This is a genomic window from Chryseobacterium sp. ISL-6 (assembly GCF_018613715.1).
Taxonomy (GTDB): domain Bacteria; phylum Bacteroidota; class Bacteroidia; order Flavobacteriales; family Weeksellaceae; genus Chryseobacterium; species Chryseobacterium paludis.
The window spans coordinates 58,459-83,450 of record NZ_JAGGPT010000013.1 but is presented as its reverse complement, the minus strand read 5'-3'; the positions used below and the strand labels follow the sequence as shown (position 1 = coordinate 83,450).

Sequence of the window (24,992 nt, the reverse complement as noted above, 5' to 3'; positions counted from 1 at the left end):
AATGATAAAACTATCTTTTCTGTTACTTTGTTTCATGAGTTGGGCCCATGCTCAAAAATTGACATCGAATGAACTTTCAATTATCAACCAGGGTGATATTAGTTCGGCATTACCAATTTATCAGACTACAGATTCTAATCAGCATAAAATATTACTAAGTCTTTCTGCAGAAATTGACCCTGTTGATCCGAATACGGCTATATTAGTTAGTAGGATGAAGAAGTCTCTTTTGGCCACAGATGGAGGAGTAGGAATTGCAGCACCACAGGTTGGCATCAACAGGAAAATAATCTGGGTTGAACGTTTTGATAAGAAAGACAATCCATTGGAATATTTTATTAATCCCGTGATCCTTTGGAGATCTGATCTTCAGAATCTTGGACCTGAAGGGGATTTGTCTATTCCTGAATTCAGAGATCAGTTTTATAGAAGCAAGGTGATTCAGTTAGAATATGTCGACCTGAAAGGGCAGAAGTATTCAGAGATTGTGGAAGGTTTTACAGCAGTTATTTTCCAGCATGAAATAGACCACCTTTTTGGAATCTTAATTTCTGATAAAAAGGAAAAAGAAAAGAATAATTCTTATTTGAAAGTGGATGCTTTTCAAAAAGAGAAATAAACAAAAACGGTTATCCAAATTGGATAACCGTTTTTTTATTTTTCAATTTTACTTAAAATCTTGTTGATCGAATTTTTAAGTTCCAATAGATCTTCGGGCTGGACATTTATTTTTTTCAGGATCTTATCGGGAACGCCACACGCATTCTCCTTCAGTATTTTCCCTTTTTCCGTTAAAAATACCTGTACCACTCTTTCATCTTCTTTTTTACGGTTTCTGGAAATAAATCCTTTCGTTTCCAATCTTTTAAGTAGCGGTGTCAACGTACCACTATCAAGAAGCAACTTTTCACCAATATGGGTAACAGGAAGACCATCTTGCTCCCAAAGCACCATCATCACCAGATATTGAGGATAGGTAATGTCCAGTTCATCAAGAAATGGACGGTATAATCCGGTAATCTCCTTTGCAATAGCATATAGAGGAAAGCAAATCTGATTTTCGAGTTTTAGGTTTTCTGAATTTTCCATGATCTTTTAAATAAGCGTGAAAAGTTAGGATATATTATTTTTTAATGATGAATTCTTCCATCGGAACACGAACTTTCTTCATGGAAGATAACCAGTCTTTTTCTTCATCCCTGTATCCCAGGTATAAAAGGCTTACACTTTTTAAACCTAATTCTTTAAGTCCAAGGATCTCATCTACTACTTCATTACTGAAACCTTCTGCCGGTGTACTGTCTATTTTTAATTCTGCAGCCTGTGCTAAAGCCATACCTAAAGAAATATAGGTCTGACGGGCAGTATGAAGAAAATGTTGTTCCGGAGTTTGAGCCCCATAGATCTCTTTTAATTTATCCGTATAACTGTTGAAACGGCCTTTTGGTAAATCTCTTACTTCGGTATGGTAATCATAAACCTGATCTATTTTTTCGTTGGAATAATTATCCCATGCAGCAAATACCAGGACATGCGAAGAATCTCTCATCACCTCTGGATTTAATGCTCCCTTTACCATCTTCTCTTTTAATTCCTGATTTTCTACCACAACAATGCGGAAAGGCTGTAATCCTGATGAAGTGGGAGCCAATCTGGCTGCTTCTAAAATTGTATTTAAATCTTTTTCTGATACTTTTCTTGACGGATCATATGCTTTTACTGCATGTCTCCAGTTTAGATCTTCTATTAACGACATTTTTCTATTTTTTCTTTAATTAAAATATTTAATAGCTAATTTATGGTATTAAATAACGGGACAAAGTTACAAATAAATTGAATTGCACACAATATAATTTTAAGTAATGTATTTTAGATAAAATCAATAATTATGAAACTCCACAAGTTTCGGATTTCAAAAGACAGTCTGTATTCTAATCTTTGCTGTAGAATTTTAAACAAAATATCATGCAAAGATTTAAAGACAAATTCGCCTTAGTAACAGGCGGAACAAATGGAATGGGCTATGCAGTGGCTCAACAGTTTATTGACGAAGGTGGAAGAGCCATCATTACAGGAAGAAGTTTAGAAACAGTAGAGAAAGCGATAAACCAATTAGGTGAGAAAGCTTTTGGAATTGTTTCAGATGCCGGAGATATGAAAGATTTATTGAACCTGCAGGCTAATGTGAGAAAATACACCAATACCATTGATCTGCTTTTTGCCAATGCAGGTTATGGAAAATTTATGCCTATTGAAAATGTTAGTGAAAGTGATTTCGATGAGCTTTTCAATATGCTCGTAAAAGGACCTTTTTTCACGGTTCAACAAATACTGCCACTAATGAAAAATGGAAGTTCTGTTATTTTTAATACTTCTGTAGCTACTGAGATTTCAATGCCTAATTTCTCTATATATTCAGCTGCTAAATCTGCTGTACAGTCTTTCATTAAAACTTTTGCGACAGAATTAACGGAAAGAAGAATCCGAGTGAATGGAGTTAGCCCAGGGCATATTAAAACCAATATCTTCAATAACACAGGACTGAATAAAGAGCAGATTGAAGAAGCAGTCCAGAATATTATTCCAACTATACCCTTTAAAAGACAAGGTGAGCCATCAGAAATTGCAAATACCGTACTTTTCCTTGCTTCAGAAGAAGCTTCCTATATTCATGGAGCGGAAATAAAAGTAGATGCTGGGATTTCAGTGGTAGGATAAGTAACAAATAAAGGTTTTAGAAATTATTTAACATCATTAATCTGTTTAATAATGTTGGTTTTGTTTTCAATACCGATGCTAAATGGCTTTCCTTTCTTTAGACTTTGATTTAATTTATCCAAAAGAGATTTATAGGTAGATTCTTTTTTTGATAGATAAAAAACCTGTGGACTGATTCCAATAGATATACAAAGAAAATCTTCCGGTTTATCCGGATCTTCAGAAATTTGACTTATGGTAGCATTTTTATACCATGTTAAGTTTTGGGAACCTGAACTACCAGAGCAAGATGTTATCATAAATAAAAATAATATTAAGATCCATGTTTTCATAAAAGTGTGTTATTAAATAAAACTGCTCCTGCCAATTTATGCATAATAAAGACAGGAGCAGTTTAAATTGTTAGTATTAATTAGAATCCACAAGATGATACATCTGGAGCCGGTGAAGGAGAACATCCGGAAAGTGATGTAAATTTAGTCAGTACACAATTGGTATTGATTAAGTTGTTATCATACAGATAAGAATTACTTGGGCTTCTGTAATATACATTTCCAGCAGTATTAACGTAAGAAGAAACTGATGCCGATCCACAAGAAGTATTAATACATGCATTTCTCCATGCAGTATCTGTTACAGGTCCGCTTGAAAATAATGAAGGGTCAATAATTCTCTTTTCAGTTACTCCGGAAGCATTTTTATAGCTTACCAATATAGCTACGTGATAGCTCCATCCAACGCAACAAGTACCTGTAGAAGCTTTTAAGTTTCCATATACAAACTGCTTTTCACAGTCGTATCCATTGTTGATCAGAATTTGTCTCATTTTGTGAGCTCTTGCATAGCAACCATCAACAGGATATCTGAAAGTAATGCAAGGTGATGAAGCAGTAGAAGTACCACAAGACTGATTTTTAATCTGAGTAAATAAACTGTTTAATGTTGCCATATTTGGAATTACACTAGCTAATTTACTTTCTTGTCCTTTTGCTTCTTTTGTTAAAATAGATTTAAAATACCTTGTGTCTTCCAGGCTTACCGATTCTACTTTTGCTATTTCATTAGAATTAGGTTTAAGGAAAACATGTATTGGAGATTCATTTTTTATGGCCTGTCTGATCATACCAATATACTGTTCATTCTCTTTACTAGGCTTAATCTCGTAGAATTGTGCGGTAACAATAAATGAAACTTTTAGCATTCCATTTTCCTCGTCTATCCCTACCGGAACAGTCTTTCCGAAATCCTTCAGAAAAGCATTGTTTATACTCGATTTTTCTTGTGCGCTTGCTTCTTGATTACCATTGGAATCGGCACAGGCATTAAATGTCAGGATGGTCACAAAGGCCATCATTGATAAAAAAAAGTTTTTCATAGTAATTGTAATTTGGTTTTTAATAATGAGTTCTGATTTGTTTTTTGACTATTAATTTTTATTGTGATATACTTCACGTTTTGGTGAAAATAAAAGTAATAAAAAATTGAATACAAACAAGTTATTTTTATAAAAAATCAAGTTATTTACAATTTTTGCATTATTTTATGCATTAAAAACCAGTGTTTTGTCAAGTGGTAATAATGGCTTTACATTTTTTATTGACAGGGTAAAATATTTATGGAAAAGTTTTGATGTTCAATAAAATAATAAATTACACTAATGAAATGGGGTTGTTGTTTTGCGTTATCTCTTAACCAAATTACTTTGTAGTACAATATCTCTGATTAAAGTTTCAAAATAATAAAAGAGATCATTTTTTTCACTCATTTGGTTTTCCAATATAATGACACTTACATCAGAATCAGGAATGTAAACATTTAAAGATGCAAAACCATCTCCCAAACCGGTGTGTCCAAAATAATTGATTCCATGAGCTTTTACAATTCGGATGGCATAACCATAACCCATTTTACCCTTTCCAAATACATCGTGCTCCGACATCACCGATGTAGTGGTCATTGATTTATAAGATTTTGGGTTTAAAATTTTACCTTTATGAAGGAGGTTATTCCACAGTGCTAAGTCTTTGGCTGTTGTAACAACTCCATCTGCGGGTAAGTTTTCATCATTAATGAAAGAATTCTCAACAACTTTAAAATCAGTATCATTGCTCATATGCCCGGATACAAGCTTCCGTAGATTGGTCTTCGTATAACAAAATGTATCCTTCATTTTGAGCTCTGTGAACAGGTCATTAGCCAATTCAGCATATTTTTTATGGCTCATATTTTCAATGATTTTCCCTAAAAGAATATACGATAAGTTGCCATATTTGAAGTCACTGCCCGGTTTAAAAACCAAAGGTTTTTCAATATCTACAATTCCGTGGGTATGATTCAATAATTGGTGTACGGTAACAGAATCTGCCCAGGATTGAGTTAGAGAAGGAAGATATTTTTTTATAGGAGCCTGTAGATCTACTTTTCCCTTTTCAACTTCTTTCAATAATAAAACGGCAGTTACTTGTTTTGTATTTGACATGATTTCAAACTGGTCATCCATTTTTAAAGGAGTTCCCGTATTAATATTGGCAACACCAAATGCTTTGAAATATTTAATCTTATCATTTTTGGTGATCAAAACAACACCATTGAACTTTCTGGGACTTTTAATCTCAATTAAACTGTCAATCTTTTTTGTGTAATTATCTTTTTGTGCATACAAATAGGGATGGACAAAGAATAATAGCAGATAACAAAAGAGCTTAACTATTGATTTCATTTGGTGTTAAGTTTAGATTAAAAGTTGTGTAAGATCGATTGCAAAATAGTAAATCCAAAGCAAAACTTCTAGATTTTTTTAATCAAATAAAACCAAGCTTTTTTTAAATATAGTTTTTAAAATATTTGTCCACAGCTTCCTGATTGTATTGGTCTTCACCACGCCAGTATTCTACAAAAACCCAATCATTTTTTCCTCTGCTAGGTCTATCATATGAATTTGGTTTTAGTATTTCTATACAAGCCAGTATTTCAATTAATACTTTTCTTTCAGGTTTTGTTGATTTCAGGACATCTGCCAAATTCTTTTCTAACGCACTTGGATAGTCACCAGGTTGCGAATTTTCAATTGTATTTAAGATGGTTTTAAAAATAGAAACATCCTCATCGGTTGGTTGGGGAATTTGGGCCTGTTGTAATTGTTGTAAATCAAATAGGGTGTAGATTAAATCTCCATGTCGAACACCGCCCCATTTTATTCTTTCAAAATTCAGGACATTCAGGTCTTCATTTTTATATTCCTTATCACCAATAATACCATACTTTAGATCCCTACAAATACCACAAGTGTAACTTCTATGACTTACTTCTCCATTTTCATCATAGCTTTCTCCACTTACTACTTTAGTATATGAATGTGGAATTAATTGTTTGGCAATAAAATATGAAGCCAAGCCCGAACGCCAGTCCAAACGTCTGGTTGAAAGACTGCTTAAAAAAGCTTTTGAAATTTTATCAAATGAAATGGTTGGGAGAATTTTAAATATATCTTCTAAACATTTATCATGTGTTGTGGTTATTGGATCAAACATTAATCCCATTGATTTCGCATACTCAAAATCTGTGGAACTTATTTGCCTTTCTCCGTCTTCGATCCAGCCATTTTTCCAATATGTTTTAAACAATATATTTTTTGCTTTTTTATCCATTATCCATAGTTAAAGTCCTATCTAATATAAAAATATTTTGAATATTATTAGAATTATCTTAAACAGGAATCCAACGAAATTAATTGTAAAATAATAAATATATAATTAAAACATGGGACTTTGTTATTCCGTAGGAATCTAGACTTTAATATACAATTCTAAATTTAGATTCCTACGGAATGACAAAAATGAAATCAATTAATCATTCTTTAGAAACCAACACTTTCCCGATGTCTCTCAAATAAATTATTTTTAATTATTTTTCCATTTCTGAAAATATACTCAATGGAATCTCCTTTACTTTTTGAAATGGAATCACCAATTTTATACTCAAACTCTAAAATCTTTTTTCTTCCATTAGAATACTTTACGTATAAAAAATTATGTTCTTCTCTGTTATTGTAAATATCAACAACAGTTGAATGATTTTCTATAAGCAGAAGCTGTTTTTTTACATTTTCTTCACCATAGAAATATTCATATATAGCGATGAAACCTATAATAAGTCCAAAGAAAACGGCAAAAGAAATTTTAATTTTACTTTCTATTCCAGGTTCTAATTCAATATGATTATTTTCCACAGGTGTAGAAAAGGACTATCTATTTGTAAGCTGAGCTCCAAAAACATCCGCAAAATGCTTTGTGATCTTAGTTTTGATATCCTTCATTTCTTCAGGAGAAAGCTCTCTTTCAAGTTCTCTTTTTAAGGAAGTAACCTGTTTATCTTTTATGCCGCAAGGTATAATATACTCAAAATATCGCATATCGGTATTCACATTTAAAGCAAAGCCATGTAAGGTCACCCAACGAGAAGCTTTTACGCCCATTGCACAGATCTTTCTGGCATAAGGTTTCCCTGGATCCAGCCAAACGCCTGTTTCTCCTTGGGAACGCTCTCCTTTGAGACCATATTCTCCAATAGTTCTGATAATTACTTCTTCCAGATTCCTCATATACAAATGGATATCCGTAAAGAAGTTTTCAAGATCTAAAATAGGATAACCCACAACCTGTCCATATCCATGATAGGTAATATCTCCACCACGATTGACCTTTACAAAAGTAGCATCGATCTCCTTCAATTGATCAATACCGGCTAACATGTTTTCTTCATGTCCGCTTTTTCCCAAAGTATAAACATGAGGATGCTCTACTAAAAGTAAATGATTGGGAGTGATCATATGCTGTTCAGCAGGTAGGTCACGATTTTTTATTTTGGTGTCAATAATATCCTTCATCAGTTTTTCCTGATAATCCCATGAGGACTGATAATCCTTGATGCCTAAATCTTCAAAGTCTACTACTTTATTTTGATTTGTATTCATATGTTGATATCATACCATTTTTCGATATACAAATTTAGTGATTTTTAATTCTTTATTGAATTTATAAAATCTATGGCATTGATCTTCCAATCTTTATTTTGCAGTAATATATTCACGAAAGCAGTTCCTATAATTCCACCATCCGCTTTTTCGGTTACGTTTTCAAAATCTTCTTTAGATTTTATTCCAAAGCCAATCATCACCGGATTTTTAAGCGGAAGAGAGGCTATCCTGGAAAGATAGTCTTCATTTTTCAAAACAGCATTTTTATTTCCTGTTGTAGATGAGGAACTTACAGCATATAAAAATCCTGAACTTAGAGAATCTAAATATAAAATCCTTTCATCCGAAGTTTCAGGGGTGATTAAAAATGTAAAATTGAGATCATACTTCTTAAGGATTTGCTGATAGTTTTTCTCGAATTCAATAGGAGGAAGGTCGGGAATAATTAAGCCTGAAACTCCACTTTCCGAACATTCTTTGCAGAAATTTTCGAAACCAAAACTTAAAACAGGATTAATGTAACCCATTAAAATAATCGGAATTTTGATCTCATTTTTAATGGATTTCAGTTGTGAAAGTAGTTTTTCAATCGTCATGCCATTTTCCAGTGCCAGTTCATGGGCTTTCTGAATAACTGGCCCATCAGCGACAGGATCAGAATAAGGCATTCCGATTTCCATCATATCCGCTCCGGAATCCTGTATTAATTTTATAATATCAGCAGTATCTTCCAGTTGTGGAATCCCCGCCGTGAAGTATATGTTGAGTTTTTTCATAGAGTTAAATTGTATTGATGTATTCATGTATAATATATTGATGATATCTCCAGTGAATTATCATCTTAAATTAAAGAAGCATGATTTTCTTTGGCAACTTTCAAAATCATTTTACATAAATACTTTTTACAGATTAAAGATTAGCTAAGTACGTTTCCATATCCTTGTCACCACGTCCGCTTAAACAGATGACAACAATATCATTTTCATTGAATTTCTTTTTATCTAAAACTGCCAGAGCGTGAGAGCTTTCCAATGCAGGAATGATACCCTCTAGTTTGGTCAGTTCAAAAGCACATTTTAAGGCTTCATCATCATTGATGCTGAAAAATTCAGCACGCTTTTCTTTAAATAAATGAGCATGAAACGGTCCGATTCCCGGATAATCTAAACCTGCAGAAATAGAGTGGGGCTCAATTACCTGCCCGTCATTCGTCTGCATAACAAGACTTTTACTGCCGTGTAAAACACCTAAAGTTCCAAGAAAAGTAGTAGCAGCTGATTTCCCTGATTCTACGCCGAAACCACCTGCTTCTGCGGCAATAATTTTTACACTTTCTTCTTCTACAAAATGATAGAAAGTTCCTGCGGCATTGCTTCCACCACCCACACAGGCGATGACATAATCAGGGTTCTCTCTTCCGATCTGTTCCTTAAGCTGTTCCCTGATCTCTTTTGAAATAATACTTTGAAATCTGGCAACAAGATCAGGAAAAGGATGCGGTCCTACCACACTTCCAATCACATAGTGGGTGGTTACCGGGTGGTTGATCCAATCCCTTAAGGCTTCATTAACGGCATCTTTTAATGTCTTTGATCCTGAAGTTGCAGGAATCACTTCTGCACCCAACATTTTCATTCTTGCTACATTGGGAGCCTGTCTTTGAATATCTACTTCACCCATATAAACGATGCATTCCAACCCAAGCAAAGCACAGGCTGTAGCTGTGGCAACACCATGTTGTCCAGCACCGGTTTCAGCAATGATCCTGGTTTTTCCAAGACGTTTTGCCAATAGTACCTGACCAAGTGCATTGTTGATTTTGTGTGCTCCTGTGTGATTGAGATCTTCTCTTTTTAAATAAATGTTCGTATTGTATTTATTACTTAAATTCTTCGCAAAATAAAGTGGAGTAGCTCGTCCTACATAGTTTTTTAGTAAATCCTGATATTCTTTCTGAAATTCTTCAGATTCGATGATTTCAAGATAGTTTTTTTGGAGCTCTTCTACATTGGGGTAAAGCATTTCAGGAATGAAAGCCCCTCCGAATTCTCCATAATATCCATTCTTATCCGGGTTTTTATAATTCATTTTCTTTATTGTTATTGTATTAAATAATCGGGATCCGTTGAATCAAGCTGTTTGAGCAGGTTTTTATTTTCTTCAGATAAGTGAATAATTGAGATATCATTTTCTTTTCCCAAAGCTCTATGGGTCTTTTTATTTTAAAGTCTGCCAGCTATTCTGTCTTTTTAATATTATAAATCATTGTTTACATTATTGATAAATGACAGATTATGATCAAACTGTTGTCTGGTGATCTGCTTGTTCATATATAAAAATTTTATTTTACTCGCTATACTGATTAAAGTTTCCATATCAAGTTTTGAGTGATACATTTTAAATATCAGTTCCAGATTGTCCAGTAAATAATAAGAGTCTAATTTTTCATATGATAGGAAGATCTTAAAGTATATTTTCCCCAAATCATAGTTAACATTGGTTCTAACCGTGTTTTCCATAAGTTTGTCTGCGATCATCACCAGATGATATCCATCCCATAAATGAATGGTTTTAAAAAAATATTGAATGTCCAGTTCATCAAAATCTTTAATGATATCAATAAATTGGGATAATAAACCTCCCATTTCCCAGAAGTCCGTTGTACTATCATTTTCGGATATAAATTGATAAAGTTTTTTTACATTTTTATTATCAAACCTTGGTGGAAACAATACCTGATAAAACTGTTTTTTTAATGATTTTATATTCATAGGTTTGAGTTTAATAGGTTAGACTTAAATAAACGTACTTTTTCCAAATCCTTAATTCCTGGTGTGATCTCAAATTTTGAATTGATATCCAGAGCAAAAGGCCTTTGATTCAGGATTTTTACGTTATCAATATTTTCTTCTGAGATCCCTCCACTTAAGAAATAGGGGATTTTTATTTCCAATTCATTCAATAATGACCAGTCAAATTGCTTTCCTGTTCCTCCAAATGACTGACTGTCTGTATCAAACAAAATGTAGTCCACATCGAATTGTAAATGTTTAATTGTAGACTTCAGCTCTTCTATTGTGTTGGCTATTCTAAATACTTTTATAATCTTAGTAGCAGGGTTTAGCTTTTTTCTTAATTCCGAAATATAATGCAGGCTTTCGTCACCATGAAGCTGAATGAAATTCAGATCAGCCTGTTTCGCAATTTCTAATATAATATCTGGTTCCGCATTTACAAAAACACCTACTTTTCCCTCATGAATAATTTTCGAAATATCTTTTAAACTTAAACGATTAAGTGCATATCTGGGTGATTTTTTATAGAATATAAATCCAAGGAAGTCAATATTCATAGAAATTAATTCGTGAATTTGATCGAGTTCTGATAAACCGCAAACTTTTATATGTAAGTTGTTGTCTGTCATTATACAGCTACATTATCGATAAATTCCTCAAATGCCTTCGCAGGATTTTCATTCTTCATAAAATATTCACCCATCAAAAATCCATCAAAACCCTTTTCTTTCAAATAATGAAAATCTTCAATATGATAAATTCCACTTTCTGCAACAGATAAGACTTCCTTTGGTAGCTGATTTTTCAATTTAACAGAATGTTGTAGGTCAACTTTAAAATCTTTTAAATTCCTGTTATTTACTCCCACCAAATCAATGGCAGAGTGGTAGTGCTTCAGTTCTTCTTCAGTATGGATTTCCAGTAGAACCTCCAATCCGAGCTTATGAGATAAATCTGTGAATTCCAAAACCTGCGCAGGAGAAAGACAAGCAGCAATTAATAGGATTACATCAGCACCCATATTTTTCGCTTCATAGAACTGGTATTCGTCGATCATAAAGTCTTTTCTAAGAATAGGAACTGCAATATGATCCCGAACACTAAGGATATCTTCAAAACTCCCCCCAAAAAAATCGCTATCTGTCAGAATAGAAATTCCGCTTGCTCCAAAATTTTCATACGCAGAAACAACCTCTAAAGGAGAAACCTTGTTGTTGATAATTCCTTTTGATGGTGACTGTCTTTTAAATTCGGCAATAATTCCGCTTTTTTCTTTTAGCGACGTTTTTAAAGATTTGGTTTGTCTTCCAAAAAAAACAGAATCTTTTAATTCTTCAATGGAAATACTTGCCTTTGAAAAAGCAACCTCTTCCTTTTTTTTCGATATAATTTTATCTAATATGGTCATTTAATGTGTGTTTTTTTATGCTTTTATTTCAATCAAATCTTATCCATTGTTATTATTCCAGTAATAGTTCCATACTTCTCAAAGCTCTACCACTTTGTAAACTTTCCTGAGCCAATAAAAGGCAATCATCATAACTCCCGAATTTTTCGGTATGATAAAGCGCAATGGAAGCATTTGCCAAAACCACAGAGTTTTGTGATTCTGTTCCCTTACCTTCTAAAATGTTTCTGAAAATAGTTGCCGCTTCCTGAATTGTTTTACCTGCCTGTATGCTTTCTGGAGTTACCGGATCAAATCCAAGATCTTCCGCTGAATAAATATTCTCACCTTTTTTGGTAATAATTTTACTGTCATGGGTTAAGCTTATTTCATCATAACCATCCAGACCATGAACAAGAATAAACTCCTGGGAATCTTTTTGTAATAGATATTGATAAATCCTTGCAATCTCCAGATTATAAACTCCGATCACGGAAAATTTTGGTTTAGCAGGATTTACCAACGGACCTAATAAATTAAAAAATGTTCTTAACCCTAGCGATTTTCGTAATGCACCAACAGATTGAAGGGCAGGATGAAAGTAGGGAGCATGTAAAAAGCAGATATTGGCTTTTTCAAGATCACGGCTTAGCTTTTCAGAGTCATTATTCATTTGATAACCGAGCTCTTCTAAAACATTGGAAGAACCTGTAACTGCTGAAGCTCCATAATTTCCATGTTTAGTTACTTTTTGCCCGGCTCCGGCAATAACAAAACTTGCCAATGTTGAAATATTAATAGTGTTTTTCCCATCACCTCCGGTTCCAACAATATCTATAGCATCACTGGCATCTATATTTACAGGAACAGCCATTTGTAACAATGCTTCTCTAAAGCCTTCCAATTCTCTCAACGTAATATTACGCATAAGGAAAACACTAATAAAGGCAGTGACCTCCGTTGTGTTAAACTTATTTTGAGCAATTTCAATCATGATAGCCTTAGCTTCAGATTTTGATAAGGTATGATGATTAAACAAATATTGCAAAATTTCTTTCATTTGTGGTGTTTTTATGGTTGAGGCGCTTTCTAATGTTTTCAATGTAAAAGGAAGTTTTTAATGATTACTTCTCCATCAGGAGTTAAAATACTTTCAGGATGAAACTGTACACCATGTACATCATAGGTTTTATGCTGCAAGGCCATAATCATTCCATCTTTATCAACAGCTGTTATTTCCAGTTCTTCAGGAAATTGATCGGGATCTACAGCCCAACTGTGATATCTTCCTACCTCAAGTCCTGAAGATAAATTTTGAAAGAGTTTTGTTTTATCTTTTGTCAGTTCAGCTGTCGTGGCTACGCCATGAAAAATTTCAGAAAGATTAATTAGCTTTCCACCAAAAGCCTCGGCAATAGCTTGCTGCCCAAGGCAAACTCCCAGAATACTTTTTGTGGAGGCATATTTTCTGATTAAATCCAATAAAATCCCTGATTCTTCAGGAATTCCCGGACCGGGTGATAGAATGATTTTATCATATTTGTCAATATCTTCTAAACTGATTTCATCGTTTCTGAAGACATCTACTTTCTGATTTAGAATTTTTTCAATAATCTGTACAAGATTATAGGTAAAACTATCATAATTATCAAAAACTAAAACTTTAGCTGTTGATTGACCTTCTATATTTTTATTCATCTCTTTATTTATCATTATTGGTTAGCATTTATTGTACAAAATTTTAATATTAAAGTACAAACAACTAATAATTTAGTTTGTCAGCTTTTTCTACTGCCTTTTTTAATGCATTTAGTTTATTATTAACTTCCTGTAATTCACTTTCAGGGTTTGATTTGGCTACTAATCCTGCTCCTGCCTGATAAAATAACGTATTGTTTTTACTTAGAAAAGTTCTGATCATGATTGCCTGATTACAGGTTCCATTAAGTCCCACCATTCCAATGCAACCTCCGTAATAGCCACGGGAATCTTTTTCATATTTATTGATCAGCTGAAGAGCTTTGTGCTTGGGTGCACCACTTAGAGTTCCTTGTGGAAAGGTGGATGAAACAACCTCAAAAGGATTCGTATCTCTTGGTAATTCCGCCGTAACTTCACTTACCATATGGATAACGTGAGAAAAAAGCTGAATTTCTTTCAATTTGGTAACGGTAATATTTTTCCCCATTTTCCCAAGATCATTTCTTGCCAGATCCACCAACATGGTATGTTCTGCGTTTTCTTTAGGATCATTTTTTAATTCCTCAATAGACTGCAGATCGATATCAAAGTTTCCGGTTCTTTTGAATGTTCCGGCAATAGGGTGGATGATCGCTTTATGATCTTTAATAATTAACTGGCTTTCGGGACTGGATCCAAATAATTTATAGTCTCCATAATCGAAAAAGAATAAATAAGGAGAAGGATTGATATTTCTTAAAGCTCGATACACATTGAACTCATCACCCAGGAATTTTTGCTCAAACCTTCTGCTTAGTACCAATTGGAAAACGTCTCCTCGCATACAGTGTCTCTGAGCTGTTTTTACCAATTCAAGATATTCTTCATCAGTAATGTTTGAAGTTTCCGCCCCCGTTTTTTCGAAAGGATAGACTACTGAGCTTTTGTTCTTTATTAAATTTTCCAACGTATAAAGTTCAGATTTAACACCTTCAATTTGATTTTCAATAAAATGCATCTCATCATTGTAATGATTAATAGCAATGACATATTGGTATAGTCTGTATCTGACTAAAGGAATTTCAACCTCTTCACTTTGTGCTTTAAAATTGACATTCTCAAAAAACTGAACTGCTTCAAAACTGGTATATCCAAAAAGATTTTGTGCAGTTTCTTCAATAGGATCTGCTGTTTTCTCACAGTCGAAAACTGAAGAAAAATCATGCAGAATATCTGCTATCTTATGATCGATGATGAATTGTTTTACAGGTTCTGAATTGGGAAGCTTTATTTCAAACTCTTTTAGATTCTTTACCTCAATTCCAGCAATGGCATTTACTGCAATAAAAGAAAAATTATTATCGATATTTTTAGAATCTGAACTCTCCAAAAGAATGGTATCTCTAAATTTATCTCTGATTTGTAGATAGATATTCATTGGAGTCTGGAGATCCCCCAATGTTTTTTTCGAAACTGTTTTTACTTTTATTTTTTTGTTAAACATTTGCTGTTTTATTTTGTTGAGATTAAATAATAAAAAAAAGACTTCAACGGAATCCGTCAAAGTCTTTGTATTTTGTTTTATCTTATTTTCTGTAAGCGTAGCTTAACAGTTAGCAACATGATAACAACTTCAGACCCGACGAAGAGTTTGAATGCCACCACCAAAAATTATTGCTCGTATTAAACATGGCACAAATGTAGATAATTTTTTATTATCAAAAACTAAAAAAAATGAAAATTAAAAAAACTTAAGATAAAATTAACTATTTCAATTGTTTTAAATTATTCTTCAATTCTTCTAATTTTATGCTGTAATTTTCATCGTTATATACCTGTAAATAAGCCTCTAAAGTGGAAATGTATTCTTGTATAAATTCCTTATTGGTCGGATCTGCTTCATATTTAATTTTTGCAGTATTAATGGGAGCCTGCATTTCATATTGACGTAAGTTTTTACCTTCCTCAGATTCATTGTAAAGAATGACTATATTTTTCTCATAACCCGGAATGTATTTTACAGGAAAAGTCTTGTTTACTTGTGGGATACGAATGGCATTTTCAATAGGGTATATGGATGCTGAGGTGGTTGAAAAATTCGTAGTCACATATTTTCCATCCTGTTTCTTTACAATGGCTTCATAATCATGGATATACTGATCATTTAAAGTAGAATTTGTTTCAACATCTGAAGTGATTATTGCTGTGCTTTCAATGCCGTATTTATTTAAAAACCATGCATTTAAAAACTGTCCTGCGAACCCATTTGCAATTGATAAAGGAATAATAGGAAGCAGCATCCACCATTTTTTAGTAATAAATGACAGAAAACAGAAAAAAATAATAAGAAGTATCACAGTATAAAAACCATGATGGCTTGTGAAAAACAGAATTTTAGAAATAAAGATCATGGTTTAAAATTAAAATTTTTATTTAAATATGCGACCATTTAATGATTATATTCCAGATAAATTATTATTAAAAGGGATATTTATCATCAGTTTAAAAATTTATTTTTTATACTTTTGCTTAAATTTTATAGAAAAAATAATGAAAAAAGTATTAGCACTTGCATTTATCGGAGGTTTATTAGTTGTAAACTGCAAAAAAGCCCCAGATCATTCATTACAAGACAGCAACACAATGCTTGAAGAACCTGAAGCAACGACTGTTGTAGATTCTACAAAAGCTAAACCTGCTACCGCTGCTGCACCTGTTGCTGCAACACCAGCACCAGCTGCTAAAACAGACTCTACTGCGAAAAAATAATGAAGAAATTATTTTTGACAGGATGCATTGGATTTTTAATTCTTTCCTGTTCCAAAAAAGAAAATACACCTGTTGACGCTTCCTCTTCAGAAACATCTGTTGTTTCGGAACCTGCAAAAACTAATCTTTCGGGAAGTCAGATTATTGAAACATTAGATTGTACAGGGTGTCATACGGTAAATGAAAGAATGATAGGACCTTCTTATCAGGAAATAGCAGATAAGTATTCTGAAAAAGATATTGAAATGCTGGCTTCCAAAATTATAGAAGGCGGAAGTGGAGCTTGGGGAAGTGTACCCATGCAGCCCCATCCTCAGGTATCTAAAGAAGATGCTAAAAAAATGGTAGAATATATTTTAAGTCAGAAAAAATAAAATATGACTACTGAAAAATCCAGTCTGCACACAAGAAATTTACATCGCAATCCCTATGATTTTGATCAACTTATTTCTTGTGTGCCAGAACTGAAACAGTATGTTTTCATTAATGCTTATCAAACGGTAACCATTAATTTCAGCCTTCCAAAGGCGGTTAAACTGCTTAATAAAGCTTTATTGCTGCACTTTTATAATATTAAGAATTGGGACATTCCTGAGGTTAATCTATGTCCACCCATTCCAGGACGAGCTGATTATGTACATTATATTGCAGATTTATTATCCGAACAGCAAAGTGAAATTCCAAGCGGAATTTCGATATCTGGTTTAGATGTGGGAGTGGGGGCAAACTTAGTTTATCCCTTAATTGCCCATAGATCTTATGGATGGAAAATGTTGGGTACAGATATCAATAAAGATTCTTTGGAAAATGCCCAACGTATTTTAGACCATAATCCCGATTTGTCATTTGCTATTCAATTAAAACAACAGTTGAAACCCAATAATATATTCAAGAACATTATTGGTGTTGGAGATCGGTTTACATTTTCGATGTGTAATCCTCCTTTTCATGATTCAGAAGAATCTGCACTAAAAGGAAATGTCAGGAAAACTAAAAATCTTAACAGGTCAAAAGTGCAGAAACCCTTGCTTAATTTTGGTGGACAACAATCAGAATTGTGGTGCGAAGGTGGTGAACTGGCTTTCATTACAAATATGATCAATGAAAGTGCATTATACGGGTCTCAAATCCTCTGGTTTACCTGTTTAGTTTCTAAAAAGGATAATTTACATAAGCTAACCAGACTCTTAAAAAAAGTCAAAGTAGCAGATTTTAAAACCGTTGATATGGCTCAGGGACAAAAGATAAGTAGAATACTGGCTTGGACGTTTATTCCTCAACAGGACCGAAAAGATTGGTTCTTGTAAAATAGCTTTCTCTTTAACTGCATTTTTACAGAAATAAATTATATTTCTGGTAAAAGTCATTGACAGTCAACTCAAAAATGCCTAAATTTGTAGGCTTTTAGAAAAATAAGAAATGCAATTATCAGAACAAGAAATCATTAGAAGAGAAAAGCTTAATAAGCTTGTTGAAATGGGAATCAATGCGTTCCCTGCAGAAGAATACAAAATTACAGATACAACAGAATCTATAAAACAGGATTTTTCTGAAAGTAAACAGGTGAAGATTGCTGGCAGATTGATGTCCCGAAGAATTCAAGGGAAGGCTTCTTTTGCTGAATTGCAGGATTCTACAGGTAAAATTCAGGTGTATTTCAACAGAGATGAAATTTGTACGGGAGAAGATAAAACCTTATATAATGAAGTTTATAAGCATCTTTTAGATATCGGAGATATTATCGGTATTGAAGGTGATCTTTTTACCACGCAGGTAGGAGAGAAGACGGTATTGGTAAAGAACTTTACGCTTCTTACTAAATCTCTACGTCCTCTTCCACAAGCGAAGACGGATGAGAATGGCGTAATACATGATGCGTTTAACGACCCTGAATTAAGATACAGACAACGTTATGTAGATTTAACAGTAAATCCTCATATTAAAGAGATCTTTGTAAAGAGAACAAAACTGTTCAATGCCATGAGGACTTTCTTTAATGATGCTGGATACTTTGAAGTGGAAACACCTATTCTTCAGTCGATTCCGGGAGGAGCTGCTGCAAAGCCTTTTATTACGCATCACAATGCCTTAGATATTCCTTTATATTTAAGAATTGCCAACGAACTATATCTTAAAAGATTGATCGTGGGTGGATTTGATGGGGTATATGAGTTTTCTAAAAACTTCAGAAATGAAGGGATGGACAGAACACATAATCCAGAGTTTACAGCGATGGAAATCTATGTAGCCTACAAAGATTATAACTGGATGATGGATTTCACAGAGAAATTATTGGAATTCTGTGCTGGTCAGGTGAACGGAAATGCAGAATCTACTTTTGGAGAACATACCATTAATTGGAAAGCTCCTTATCCAAGAGTTTCTATGACCGAAGCGATCCAAAAATATACAGGTTTTGATATTACAGGAAAGACTGAGCAGGAATTGTTTGTTTTTGCTAAATCTATCGGAATCGATGTAAATGAAACAATGGGTAAAGGAAAATTAATTGATGAGATCTTTGGTGAGAAGTGTGAAGGAAACTTTATTCAGCCAACTTTCATTACAGATTATCCTATTGAAATGTCTCCATTAACGAAGAAACACAGAAGCAAGGAAGGCTTAACGGAGCGTTTTGAACTAATGGTTTGTGGAAAAGAAATTGCGAACGCATATTCTGAGTTAAATGACCCAATCGATCAGAGAGAACGTTTCGAAGCACAAATGACTTTATCAGAAAGAGGTGACGATGAAGCGATGTTTATCGACCAGGACTTCTTAAGAGCTTTGGAATACGGTATGCCGCCAACTTCAGGATTAGGAATTGGGATGGACAGATTGATCATGTTCTTAACGGATAATGCATCAATTCAGGAAGTATTATTCTTCCCTCAGATGAGACCGGAAAAAACAGTTCCTCAAATTGAATTAGGTGAAGATGAAAAGGTGATCCTTGAGATCTTAAACTCTCAGGAGGAACCATTCTCTTTAGCTGAAGTTAAAGAAAGAAGCCAGCTATCTGGAAAAAAATGGGATAAAGCATCTAAGACTTTAACCAAAAATAATTTAGTAAAAGTAGAGAAGATTGAGGATCAGGTTCTGATGAAACTGGTTTAAAAACTTTACAATAATATATTAAATCCTGAACAATGCTTCAGGATTTTTTTTGTGCTATAAACTATAAGTTGATATTTCACGTTATTTAGAAAACTCAATTTCGATGAAACTCTTTGTTTTATTTTTTTTGTTTTTATGTGTTGAAATTCATTCCCAAATGATCCAATCTATATATTTTGCTCACGGTTCGTATGAGCTTGATAAACAATCTGAAAAGAAATTAGATAGTTTGGCTCAGCTAAAGAATAATTTAAAATTCAGGATTTTTGGAAACTGTGATTCTGTAGGAAGTATCAATTATAATAGGATATTATCTGAAAATCGAGCCAATACAGTTAGTAAATATCTAAAAACGAAAATTACGGATAACATAAAATTGGAAAATATTGTCGGTCTGGGTGAAGAAAAACAGATTAATGATAACAGTTCAGAAGAGTTGCGTGGAAAGAATAGAAGAGTAGATATTTTTATTGATAGAGAATTTGCTGAAGGAGAAAAGATTTCAGGCAAAACTTTCCCAAGTTTTTTGGGCTTGAAAGTTTCTGAAATGAAGGTTCAGAATACTTATTCGCTTCCCAATGTCAATTTTATAGGAGGCAGACATATCTGGCTTTCCTCAGGTAACGAAACACTTTTCCAATTATTTAAGATATTGAGGGATAATCCAGCAATGGAGGTTGAATTGCAAGGACATATTTGTTGTGACTATGATAATTTTGATGGTGAAGATCTTGATTTGAATACTTTTAATCTTTCGTATACAAGAGCCAGCGCTATAAAAGAATTTCTTCAAAAGCAAGGAATAGAATCCAGTCGGATAAAAGCAAGTGGACAAGGGCATCTTGATCCAGTCGTTTATCCCGAGCAAACGGAAGTTGACAGAACCAAGAATAGGAGAGTTGTAATCGTTTTGCTTAAAAAATAATTTTCTATTTTCTCAGTTTACTAAATGAGAACATCAGATAAAACAAAAACGGCAGAATAAATAATGAACCGAGCATTAATGCCCAGGCTAGTGCTGAGATTGTTTTTGGTGCGGCTACATGTTCTAATAAAGAAAGATGTTGTCCATTGCCTAATAAAATAATATCAGGATTATGCTGATAGGTTGCTGCAATTAAAATCATAATTACCTGAAATCCAGCTAAAGCACGTACAGGAAGTAGTTTGCGTCGTTTCATAGCACGGAATATCAATCCTAAAGCAACAGTAGCAAAAGCAATAGACATAATTCCCAGAGGTTTTGAGAAGACCCACTTTACTAAAGGAATTCCAGAAAGATAAGCGGAAAGAAATACCAATGCTCCTGTAATAACCACAAATAGCATTGTTTGTTTAGATTTTCTGATCATCAAACTTAATTCTAATCTGTCTGTTGTTTCTCTTAACGAAAATATAGACGCCAGATAGGCGCAAAGTGATACTGTAAACAAACCTACAGCAACGCCAAACCAATTAAGCCAACTGAAAATATATAAGTCTAAAAAGGTGGTCGCATCAGGATTTATAGACTGAGAAACGGTAGCAGCAGCAATTAATCCCAAGAAAAAAGGAGTTAAAAGGCTTGCGTAATAAAAGATCTGTGTATATAAAAACTGCCAGTCATCCTTTACTGCATCATAATGTCTGAAAGTAAAAGCTGTACCTCTTGCAATAATTCCTACCAGCATAAGAACCAAAGGAATATGCAAATAGGTGGACATGGTTGTATAAATTTCAGGAAAGCCTACAAATAAGATAACAATTGCGATGATCAGCCACATATGATTAGCCTCCCATACAGGAGCAATAGATTCATACATGATTTCCTTAGTTTTATGGCGTGATTTTTTATTGGTAAACAATTCTACAATTCCAGCGCCGAAATCTGCTCCTCCTAAGATTACATAAAGGCAAATTGAAAGCCAGAGAAAGCCAATAACAACATAGATCATGATTTCGTATTTTTAGAATTAAACTGAGTATCTGTAGGGTCGTAAAGTTTCGGTACCATTTGGATCTGTCTTTTTAAAAGAAAAATTAAGATCAATGATAAGGAAACGAAAATTGCTGTGAAAAAATAGAATGAATACTGGATTCCCGGCATTGGAGTTACAGCATCAACGGTTCGCATGATCCCATAGATGATCCAGGGTTGCCTACCGACTTCAGTAACTGTCCATCCTGCTTCTAAAGCAATATAACCGAAAGGAGTAGCAATGAGAAAAGTCTTAAGAAACCAATTTTTACTCAGCCATTCTTTTTTGAAAAATAGGGAATAAACATAAAGGATACCAATACATATCATAACAACACCAAAAAAGATCATGATCTGAAAAGAATAATGTACAACAGCAACTGGTGGCCACTCATCTCTAGGAAAATCATTTAATCCTTTTACTTCAGCATTGAAATCATTGCTTACCAGAAAACTTAATACTTTTGGGATCTTTAAAGCATATTTTATTTCGCCCTTCTTTTCATCAGGGATACCACCAATTACAAATGCAGCTCCTTTTTCTGTCTCAAAATGTGCTTCCATTGCAGCCAATTTAATAGGTTGTCTTTTCGCTACAGATTTAGCGGCAATATCACCACTTAAAGGAGCGCCAAAAGCACCGATCAAGGCGAAACCGGCAGCAATTTTAAATGCTTTGGTATGGAACTCTACATTTCTCTTTCTCATGATTAAAAAAGCATGTACACCCGCAACGGCGAATCCGGTAGCACAAAAAGCAGCAACTGTCATATGAAGTGCCTGCGGAAACCAGGCTTCGTTGAACATGGCTTTTATAGGGTCTATATTTAAATATTGTCCGTTGATATAATCAAAACCTGCCGGAGAGTTCATCCATGCGTTAGCGGCCACAACTAAAATTCCAGAAGCCAAACCACTTAAACCTACTAAAAAGCCACAAAACCAATGAAACCATTTATTGAATTTATCCCATCCATATAGAAAAAATCCAATAGCTATTGCTTCAATAAAAAATGCCGTTCCTTCGAGGGAAAAAGGCATTCCGAAAATGGGTCCTGCATGTTTCATAAATTGTGGCCACAGAAGTCCTAACTCAAAAGAAAGCATAGTTCCGGAAACAGCACCAGTCGCAAATAAAATAGCTACCCCTTTACTCCAGGCTTTAGTGAGACCTTTGTAGACTTCATTTTTGGTCTTAAGGTATTTCCAGTGGGCAAAAGCCATTAAAAAAGGCATCACCATACCCACGCATGAGAAAATAATGTGGAAGCCAAGGGACATGGCCATTTGGGCACGAGCGGCAATGAAATCGTCCATAATATCAATTTTTGAGTAAATAAATTTAAGCATTAATTATAGAAGAGCATATGATTTAAAACAGTTGATATTGTTGAAATACGTGATAACTTTGTTATTTTTAAGAAAAAAAGAGCCTTCTTTACCATTGAAAGCTCTGTCTTTTTTGACATATTTTAACTTTCATATTTCGAAAAAAATCACGATATTTGTAGGTCATTGCGCTTAGCAAGATTTAATAATTTTATATGAGTCAGAAACAATATACAGCTAGTAGTATTCAGGCATTGGAAGGAATGGAACACGTTCGTATGCGTCCTTCAATGTACATTGGTGATGTAGGAGTAAGAGGTCTTCATCATTTGGTTTATGAAGTAGTAGATAACTCTATTGACGAGGCGTTGGCAGGATACTGTGACACCATCTTGGTTACCATCCACAAAGGAGAGAGTATTTCTGTAAAAGATAATGGTAGAGGTATTCCCATAGATTTACATGAAAAAGAACAAAAATCCGCTTTAGAGGTTGTAATGACCAAAATTGGGGCAGGAGGGAAATTTGATAAAGATTCTTATAAAGTATCCGGAGGACTTCACGGAGTAGGTGTTTCTTGTGTAAATGCGCTTTCAACTTTGTTAGTAGCTACGGTAAGCCTTAACGGTAAAATATACCAACAAAAATATTCAGAAGGAAAGGCACTTGCCGATGTTGCTGAAATTGGAGTTACGACAGAAAGAGGAACAGAAGTTTTCTTTCAGCCGGATAGTACAATTTTCCAGGAACTTGTTTATAATTATGATACCCTTGCTACAAGATTAAGAGAACTTTCTTTTCTTAATAGAGGAATTACAATAACTCTTATAGATGAAAGGAACCCTAATGAAGATGGTTCATTTCCTGCAGAAGTTTTCCATTCTGAAGGAGGATTGAGAGAATTTGTTGAATTTATCGATGGAAGCCGTGAGGCTATCATGGAGCACGTAATTTTCATGGAAGGAGAGCGAGACAGTATCCCTGTGGAAGTGGCAATGCGTTATAATACATCATTTAATGAGAATTTACATTCTTATGTTAATAATATCAATACCCATGAAGGAGGGACTCACTTAGCAGGTTTCAGACGTGCTTTGACGAGAACTTTGAAGAAATATGCTGATGATCTGGGTATTCCTCAAAAAGAAAAAGTTGAAATTACTGGTGATGACTTCCGTGAAGGTTTAACGGCTATTATTTCAGTAAAAGTAATGGAGCCTCAGTTTGAAGGACAGACAAAAACTAAATTAGGGAATTCTGAAGTTTCTGGAGCTGTTGATAAGATTGTAGGGGAAATGTTGACCAACTTTTTGGAAGAAAATCCTAATGAGGCGAAAATTATTGTTCAGAAAGTAGTTTTAGCTGCAAAAGCTAGACAGGCAGCCAAAAAAGCTCGTGAAATGGTTCAGAGAAAATCACCTATGGGTGGATCTGGACTTCCAGGTAAACTATCTGACTGTTCATCAAAAAGTCCCGAAGAATCTGAACTTTTCTTAGTAGAGGGAGATTCCGCAGGTGGAACTGCAAAACAGGGTAGAGACAGACATTTCCAGGCTATTTTACCATTGAGAGGTAAAATCCTTAACGTGGAGAAGTCCATGCTCCATAAGGTATATGATAATGAGGAGATTAAAAATATTTATACGGCCCTTGGAGTTTCTGTAGGAACAGAAGAAGATAGTAAGGCGTTAAATATGGCTAAATTAAGATATCATAAAGTAGTTATTATGACCGATGCCGATATCGATGGTTCTCACATTTCTACTTTAATTCTGACCTTCTTTTTCCGTTTTATGAAGGAGCTTATTGAGAATGGGTATGTATATATTGCGCAACCTCCTTTGTATCTACTAAAGAAAGGAAACAAAAAAGTATATGCTTATAACGAAAAAGAGCGTGAAGAATTTACTTTAGATATGTCTCCGGATGGAAAAGGTGTTGAGGTACAACGTTACAAGGGTCTTGGGGAAATGAATCCTGAACAGCTTTGGGAAACAACTCTAAACCCTGAACACAGAATTCTTAAGCAGGTAACGATTGATAATGCAGTGGAAGCTGACAGTGTTTTCTCAATGTTGATGGGAGATGAGGTTCCACCAAGAAGAGAATTTATCGAGAAAAATGCGAAATATGCTAAGATTGATGTATAATTAATTTTTAAAATATAAGAACAAAAAAAAGACTTCAGAAATGAGGTCTTTTTTTTGTGCATGAAATTTAATTTTAACATTTGTTAAGATTTCGTTACTTTTGCTAAATTTTTGT

General features: G+C 34.0%; 27 protein-coding genes. 8 read left to right on the top strand and 19 right to left on the bottom strand.

The genetic code is table 11. The features are described 5' to 3' along the window. Position 1 precedes the first annotated feature (1 nt). Positions 2–619 (top strand): peptide deformylase, encoded by a 618-nt coding sequence (locus J7E44_RS21980; RefSeq protein WP_214833799.1) that lies wholly within the window; start codon positions 2–4, stop codon positions 617–619. A 35-nt stretch (positions 620–654) separates the two neighbouring features. On the opposite strand, the gene J7E44_RS21975 is transcribed toward J7E44_RS21980, so the two are convergent. Together J7E44_RS21975 and J7E44_RS21970 are read right to left on the bottom strand one after the other, a co-directional pair. Further along, positions 655–1,089: a MarR family winged helix-turn-helix transcriptional regulator gene (locus tag J7E44_RS21975; protein WP_214833796.1), complete on the bottom strand. Its 435-nt coding sequence runs from the start codon at positions 1,087–1,089 to the stop codon at positions 655–657. A 34-nt stretch (positions 1,090–1,123) separates the two neighbouring features. Then, positions 1,124–1,756, bottom strand: a complete 633-nt coding sequence (locus J7E44_RS21970; RefSeq protein ID WP_214833793.1) for an NAD(P)H-dependent oxidoreductase — start codon at positions 1,754–1,756, stop codon at positions 1,124–1,126. A 209-nt stretch (positions 1,757–1,965) separates the two neighbouring features. Here J7E44_RS21970 and J7E44_RS21965 point away from each other — a divergent pair, with 209 nt between their 5' ends. Then, entirely contained in the window at positions 1,966–2,718 is a 753-nt protein-coding gene (locus J7E44_RS21965) for an SDR family oxidoreductase (protein WP_214833790.1), read from the top strand. Positions 2,719–2,741: 23 nt separating this feature from the next. Here the strand turns inward: J7E44_RS21965 and J7E44_RS21960 are convergent, their stop codons facing one another. The 15 genes from J7E44_RS21960 to J7E44_RS21890 form a co-directional block, all read right to left on the bottom strand. Next, positions 2,742–3,050 (bottom strand): hypothetical protein, encoded by a 309-nt coding sequence (locus J7E44_RS21960; protein ID WP_214833788.1) that lies wholly within the window; start codon positions 3,048–3,050, stop codon positions 2,742–2,744. Positions 3,051–3,130: 80 nt separating this feature from the next. Further along, positions 3,131–4,093 (bottom strand): protein-glutamine glutaminase, encoded by a 963-nt coding sequence (locus J7E44_RS21955; protein ID WP_214833785.1) that lies wholly within the window; start codon positions 4,091–4,093, stop codon positions 3,131–3,133. A 306-nt stretch (positions 4,094–4,399) separates the two neighbouring features. Next, a complete protein-coding gene (locus J7E44_RS21950) occupies positions 4,400–5,437 on the bottom strand; it encodes a serine hydrolase domain-containing protein (RefSeq protein ID WP_214833782.1) in 1,038 nt (345 codons plus the stop codon). A gap of 103 nt (positions 5,438–5,540) precedes the next feature. Continuing rightward, complete coding sequence (locus tag J7E44_RS21945) at positions 5,541–6,365, bottom strand: hypothetical protein (protein WP_251040655.1); 825 nt, start codon at positions 6,363–6,365, stop codon at positions 5,541–5,543. A 209-nt stretch (positions 6,366–6,574) separates the two neighbouring features. After that, positions 6,575–6,946 carry a hypothetical protein gene (locus J7E44_RS21940; RefSeq protein ID WP_214833779.1) on the bottom strand — a complete coding sequence of 124 codons (372 nt, stop codon included), beginning with the start codon at positions 6,944–6,946 and terminating at the stop codon, positions 6,575–6,577. A gap of 15 nt (positions 6,947–6,961) precedes the next feature. Continuing rightward, entirely contained in the window at positions 6,962–7,690 is a 729-nt protein-coding gene (gene lipB, locus J7E44_RS21935) for a lipoyl(octanoyl) transferase LipB (protein WP_214833777.1), read from the bottom strand. 44 nt (positions 7,691–7,734) lie between these two features. Next, the gene (gene trpA, locus J7E44_RS21930; protein ID WP_214833774.1) at positions 7,735–8,469 is read right to left on the bottom strand and encodes a tryptophan synthase subunit alpha; all 735 of its coding nucleotides are present in this window, start codon (positions 8,467–8,469) and stop codon (positions 7,735–7,737) included. Between the two features lie 133 nt (positions 8,470–8,602). After that, entirely contained in the window at positions 8,603–9,781 is a 1,179-nt protein-coding gene (trpB, locus tag J7E44_RS21925; RefSeq protein WP_214833771.1) for a tryptophan synthase subunit beta, read from the bottom strand. Positions 9,782–9,948: 167 nt separating this feature from the next. Further along, the gene (locus J7E44_RS21920; RefSeq protein ID WP_214833768.1) at positions 9,949–10,464 is read right to left on the bottom strand and encodes a hypothetical protein; all 516 of its coding nucleotides are present in this window, start codon (positions 10,462–10,464) and stop codon (positions 9,949–9,951) included. Next, complete coding sequence (locus J7E44_RS21915; RefSeq protein ID WP_214833765.1) at positions 10,461–11,117, bottom strand: phosphoribosylanthranilate isomerase; 657 nt, start codon at positions 11,115–11,117, stop codon at positions 10,461–10,463. Before J7E44_RS21915 ends, J7E44_RS21920 begins: the two co-directional genes overlap by 4 nt. Continuing rightward, entirely contained in the window at positions 11,117–11,896 is a 780-nt protein-coding gene (trpC, locus tag J7E44_RS21910) for an indole-3-glycerol phosphate synthase TrpC (protein WP_214833762.1), read from the bottom strand. The genes J7E44_RS21915 and trpC overlap by 1 nt, the downstream gene beginning before the upstream one ends. 52 nt (positions 11,897–11,948) lie before the next feature. Then, positions 11,949–12,935, bottom strand: coding sequence for an anthranilate phosphoribosyltransferase (trpD, locus tag J7E44_RS21905; RefSeq protein ID WP_214833759.1), 987 nt, complete (start codon positions 12,933–12,935; stop codon positions 11,949–11,951). A gap of 38 nt (positions 12,936–12,973) precedes the next feature. Then, entirely contained in the window at positions 12,974–13,588 is a 615-nt protein-coding gene (locus J7E44_RS21900) for an anthranilate synthase component II (RefSeq protein ID WP_251040654.1), read from the bottom strand. Positions 13,589–13,637: 49 nt separating this feature from the next. After that, positions 13,638–15,059, bottom strand: a complete 1,422-nt coding sequence (locus J7E44_RS21895) for an anthranilate synthase component I family protein (protein ID WP_214833756.1) — start codon at positions 15,057–15,059, stop codon at positions 13,638–13,640. A 262-nt stretch (positions 15,060–15,321) separates the two neighbouring features. Beyond that, a complete protein-coding gene (locus J7E44_RS21890; RefSeq protein ID WP_251040653.1) occupies positions 15,322–15,855 on the bottom strand; it encodes a hypothetical protein in 534 nt (177 codons plus the stop codon). Between the two features lie 250 nt (positions 15,856–16,105). Here J7E44_RS21890 and J7E44_RS21885 point away from each other — a divergent pair, with 250 nt between their 5' ends. From J7E44_RS21885 to J7E44_RS21865, 5 genes are all read left to right on the top strand, one after another. After that, on the top strand, positions 16,106–16,324 hold the full coding sequence (locus J7E44_RS21885) for a hypothetical protein (protein ID WP_214833750.1): 219 nt from the start codon (positions 16,106–16,108) through the stop codon (positions 16,322–16,324). Further along, positions 16,324–16,698, top strand: coding sequence for a c-type cytochrome (locus tag J7E44_RS21880; RefSeq protein WP_214833747.1), 375 nt, complete (start codon positions 16,324–16,326; stop codon positions 16,696–16,698). Before J7E44_RS21885 ends, J7E44_RS21880 begins: the two co-directional genes overlap by 1 nt. A 3-nt stretch (positions 16,699–16,701) precedes the next feature. Beyond that, a complete protein-coding gene (gene rlmF, locus J7E44_RS21875; RefSeq protein WP_214833744.1) occupies positions 16,702–17,631 on the top strand; it encodes a 23S rRNA (adenine(1618)-N(6))-methyltransferase RlmF in 930 nt (309 codons plus the stop codon). 112 nt (positions 17,632–17,743) lie between these two features. Next, on the top strand, positions 17,744–19,441 hold the full coding sequence (lysS, locus tag J7E44_RS21870) for a lysine--tRNA ligase (RefSeq protein WP_214833740.1): 1,698 nt from the start codon (positions 17,744–17,746) through the stop codon (positions 19,439–19,441). 157 nt (positions 19,442–19,598) lie between these two features. Continuing rightward, entirely contained in the window at positions 19,599–20,366 is a 768-nt protein-coding gene (locus J7E44_RS21865) for an OmpA family protein (protein ID WP_214833737.1), read from the top strand. A gap of 4 nt (positions 20,367–20,370) precedes the next feature. Here J7E44_RS21865 and J7E44_RS21860 read toward each other — a convergent pair whose 3' ends face one another. Next, the gene (locus tag J7E44_RS21860; protein WP_214833734.1) at positions 20,371–21,375 is read right to left on the bottom strand and encodes a cytochrome d ubiquinol oxidase subunit II; all 1,005 of its coding nucleotides are present in this window, start codon (positions 21,373–21,375) and stop codon (positions 20,371–20,373) included. Next, the gene (locus tag J7E44_RS21855; protein WP_214833731.1) at positions 21,372–22,715 is read right to left on the bottom strand and encodes a cytochrome ubiquinol oxidase subunit I; all 1,344 of its coding nucleotides are present in this window, start codon (positions 22,713–22,715) and stop codon (positions 21,372–21,374) included. The genes J7E44_RS21860 and J7E44_RS21855 overlap by 4 nt, the downstream gene beginning before the upstream one ends. A gap of 227 nt (positions 22,716–22,942) precedes the next feature. Here J7E44_RS21855 and gyrB point away from each other — a divergent pair, with 227 nt between their 5' ends. After that, the gene (gene gyrB / locus J7E44_RS21850; RefSeq protein WP_214833728.1) at positions 22,943–24,877 is read left to right on the top strand and encodes a DNA topoisomerase (ATP-hydrolyzing) subunit B; all 1,935 of its coding nucleotides are present in this window, start codon (positions 22,943–22,945) and stop codon (positions 24,875–24,877) included. Positions 24,878–24,992 lie beyond the last annotated feature (115 nt).

Excerpts from the sequence above, each read along its gene's own strand:
- J7E44_RS21980 (WP_214833799.1), top strand. The coding sequence starts at position 2 with ATGATAAAACTATCTTTTCTGTTACTTTGTTTCATGAGTTGGGCCCAT.
- J7E44_RS21975 (WP_214833796.1), bottom strand. The coding sequence starts at position 1,089 with ATGGAAAATTCAGAAAACCTAAAACTCGAAAATCAGATTTGCTTTCCT.
- J7E44_RS21970 (WP_214833793.1), bottom strand. The coding sequence starts at position 1,756 with ATGTCGTTAATAGAAGATCTAAACTGGAGACATGCAGTAAAAGCATAT.
- J7E44_RS21965 (WP_214833790.1), top strand. The coding sequence starts at position 1,966 with ATGCAAAGATTTAAAGACAAATTCGCCTTAGTAACAGGCGGAACAAAT.
- J7E44_RS21960 (WP_214833788.1), bottom strand. The coding sequence starts at position 3,050 with ATGAAAACATGGATCTTAATATTATTTTTATTTATGATAACATCTTGC.
- J7E44_RS21955 (WP_214833785.1), bottom strand. The coding sequence starts at position 4,093 with ATGAAAAACTTTTTTTTATCAATGATGGCCTTTGTGACCATCCTGACA.
- J7E44_RS21950 (WP_214833782.1), bottom strand. The coding sequence starts at position 5,437 with ATGAAATCAATAGTTAAGCTCTTTTGTTATCTGCTATTATTCTTTGTC.
- J7E44_RS21945 (WP_251040655.1), bottom strand. The coding sequence starts at position 6,365 with ATGGATAAAAAAGCAAAAAATATATTGTTTAAAACATATTGGAAAAAT.
- lipB (WP_214833777.1), bottom strand. The coding sequence starts at position 7,690 with ATGAATACAAATCAAAATAAAGTAGTAGACTTTGAAGATTTAGGCATC.
- trpA (WP_214833774.1), bottom strand. The coding sequence starts at position 8,469 with ATGAAAAAACTCAACATATACTTCACGGCGGGGATTCCACAACTGGAA.
- trpB (WP_214833771.1), bottom strand. The coding sequence starts at position 9,781 with ATGAATTATAAAAACCCGGATAAGAATGGATATTATGGAGAATTCGGA.
- J7E44_RS21920 (WP_214833768.1), bottom strand. The coding sequence starts at position 10,464 with ATGAATATAAAATCATTAAAAAAACAGTTTTATCAGGTATTGTTTCCA.
- J7E44_RS21915 (WP_214833765.1), bottom strand. The coding sequence starts at position 11,117 with ATGACAGACAACAACTTACATATAAAAGTTTGCGGTTTATCAGAACTC.
- trpC (WP_214833762.1), bottom strand. The coding sequence starts at position 11,896 with ATGACCATATTAGATAAAATTATATCGAAAAAAAAGGAAGAGGTTGCT.
- trpD (WP_214833759.1), bottom strand. The coding sequence starts at position 12,935 with ATGAAAGAAATTTTGCAATATTTGTTTAATCATCATACCTTATCAAAA.
- J7E44_RS21900 (WP_251040654.1), bottom strand. The coding sequence starts at position 13,588 with ATGATAAATAAAGAGATGAATAAAAATATAGAAGGTCAATCAACAGCT.
- J7E44_RS21895 (WP_214833756.1), bottom strand. The coding sequence starts at position 15,059 with ATGTTTAACAAAAAAATAAAAGTAAAAACAGTTTCGAAAAAAACATTG.
- J7E44_RS21890 (WP_251040653.1), bottom strand. The coding sequence starts at position 15,855 with ATGCTGCTTCCTATTATTCCTTTATCAATTGCAAATGGGTTCGCAGGA.
- J7E44_RS21885 (WP_214833750.1), top strand. The coding sequence starts at position 16,106 with ATGAAAAAAGTATTAGCACTTGCATTTATCGGAGGTTTATTAGTTGTA.
- J7E44_RS21880 (WP_214833747.1), top strand. The coding sequence starts at position 16,324 with ATGAAGAAATTATTTTTGACAGGATGCATTGGATTTTTAATTCTTTCC.
- rlmF (WP_214833744.1), top strand. The coding sequence starts at position 16,702 with ATGACTACTGAAAAATCCAGTCTGCACACAAGAAATTTACATCGCAAT.
- lysS (WP_214833740.1), top strand. The coding sequence starts at position 17,744 with ATGCAATTATCAGAACAAGAAATCATTAGAAGAGAAAAGCTTAATAAG.
- J7E44_RS21865 (WP_214833737.1), top strand. The coding sequence starts at position 19,599 with ATGATCCAATCTATATATTTTGCTCACGGTTCGTATGAGCTTGATAAA.
- J7E44_RS21860 (WP_214833734.1), bottom strand. The coding sequence starts at position 21,375 with ATGATCTATGTTGTTATTGGCTTTCTCTGGCTTTCAATTTGCCTTTAT.
- J7E44_RS21855 (WP_214833731.1), bottom strand. The coding sequence starts at position 22,715 with ATGGACGATTTCATTGCCGCTCGTGCCCAAATGGCCATGTCCCTTGGC.
- gyrB (WP_214833728.1), top strand. The coding sequence starts at position 22,943 with ATGAGTCAGAAACAATATACAGCTAGTAGTATTCAGGCATTGGAAGGA.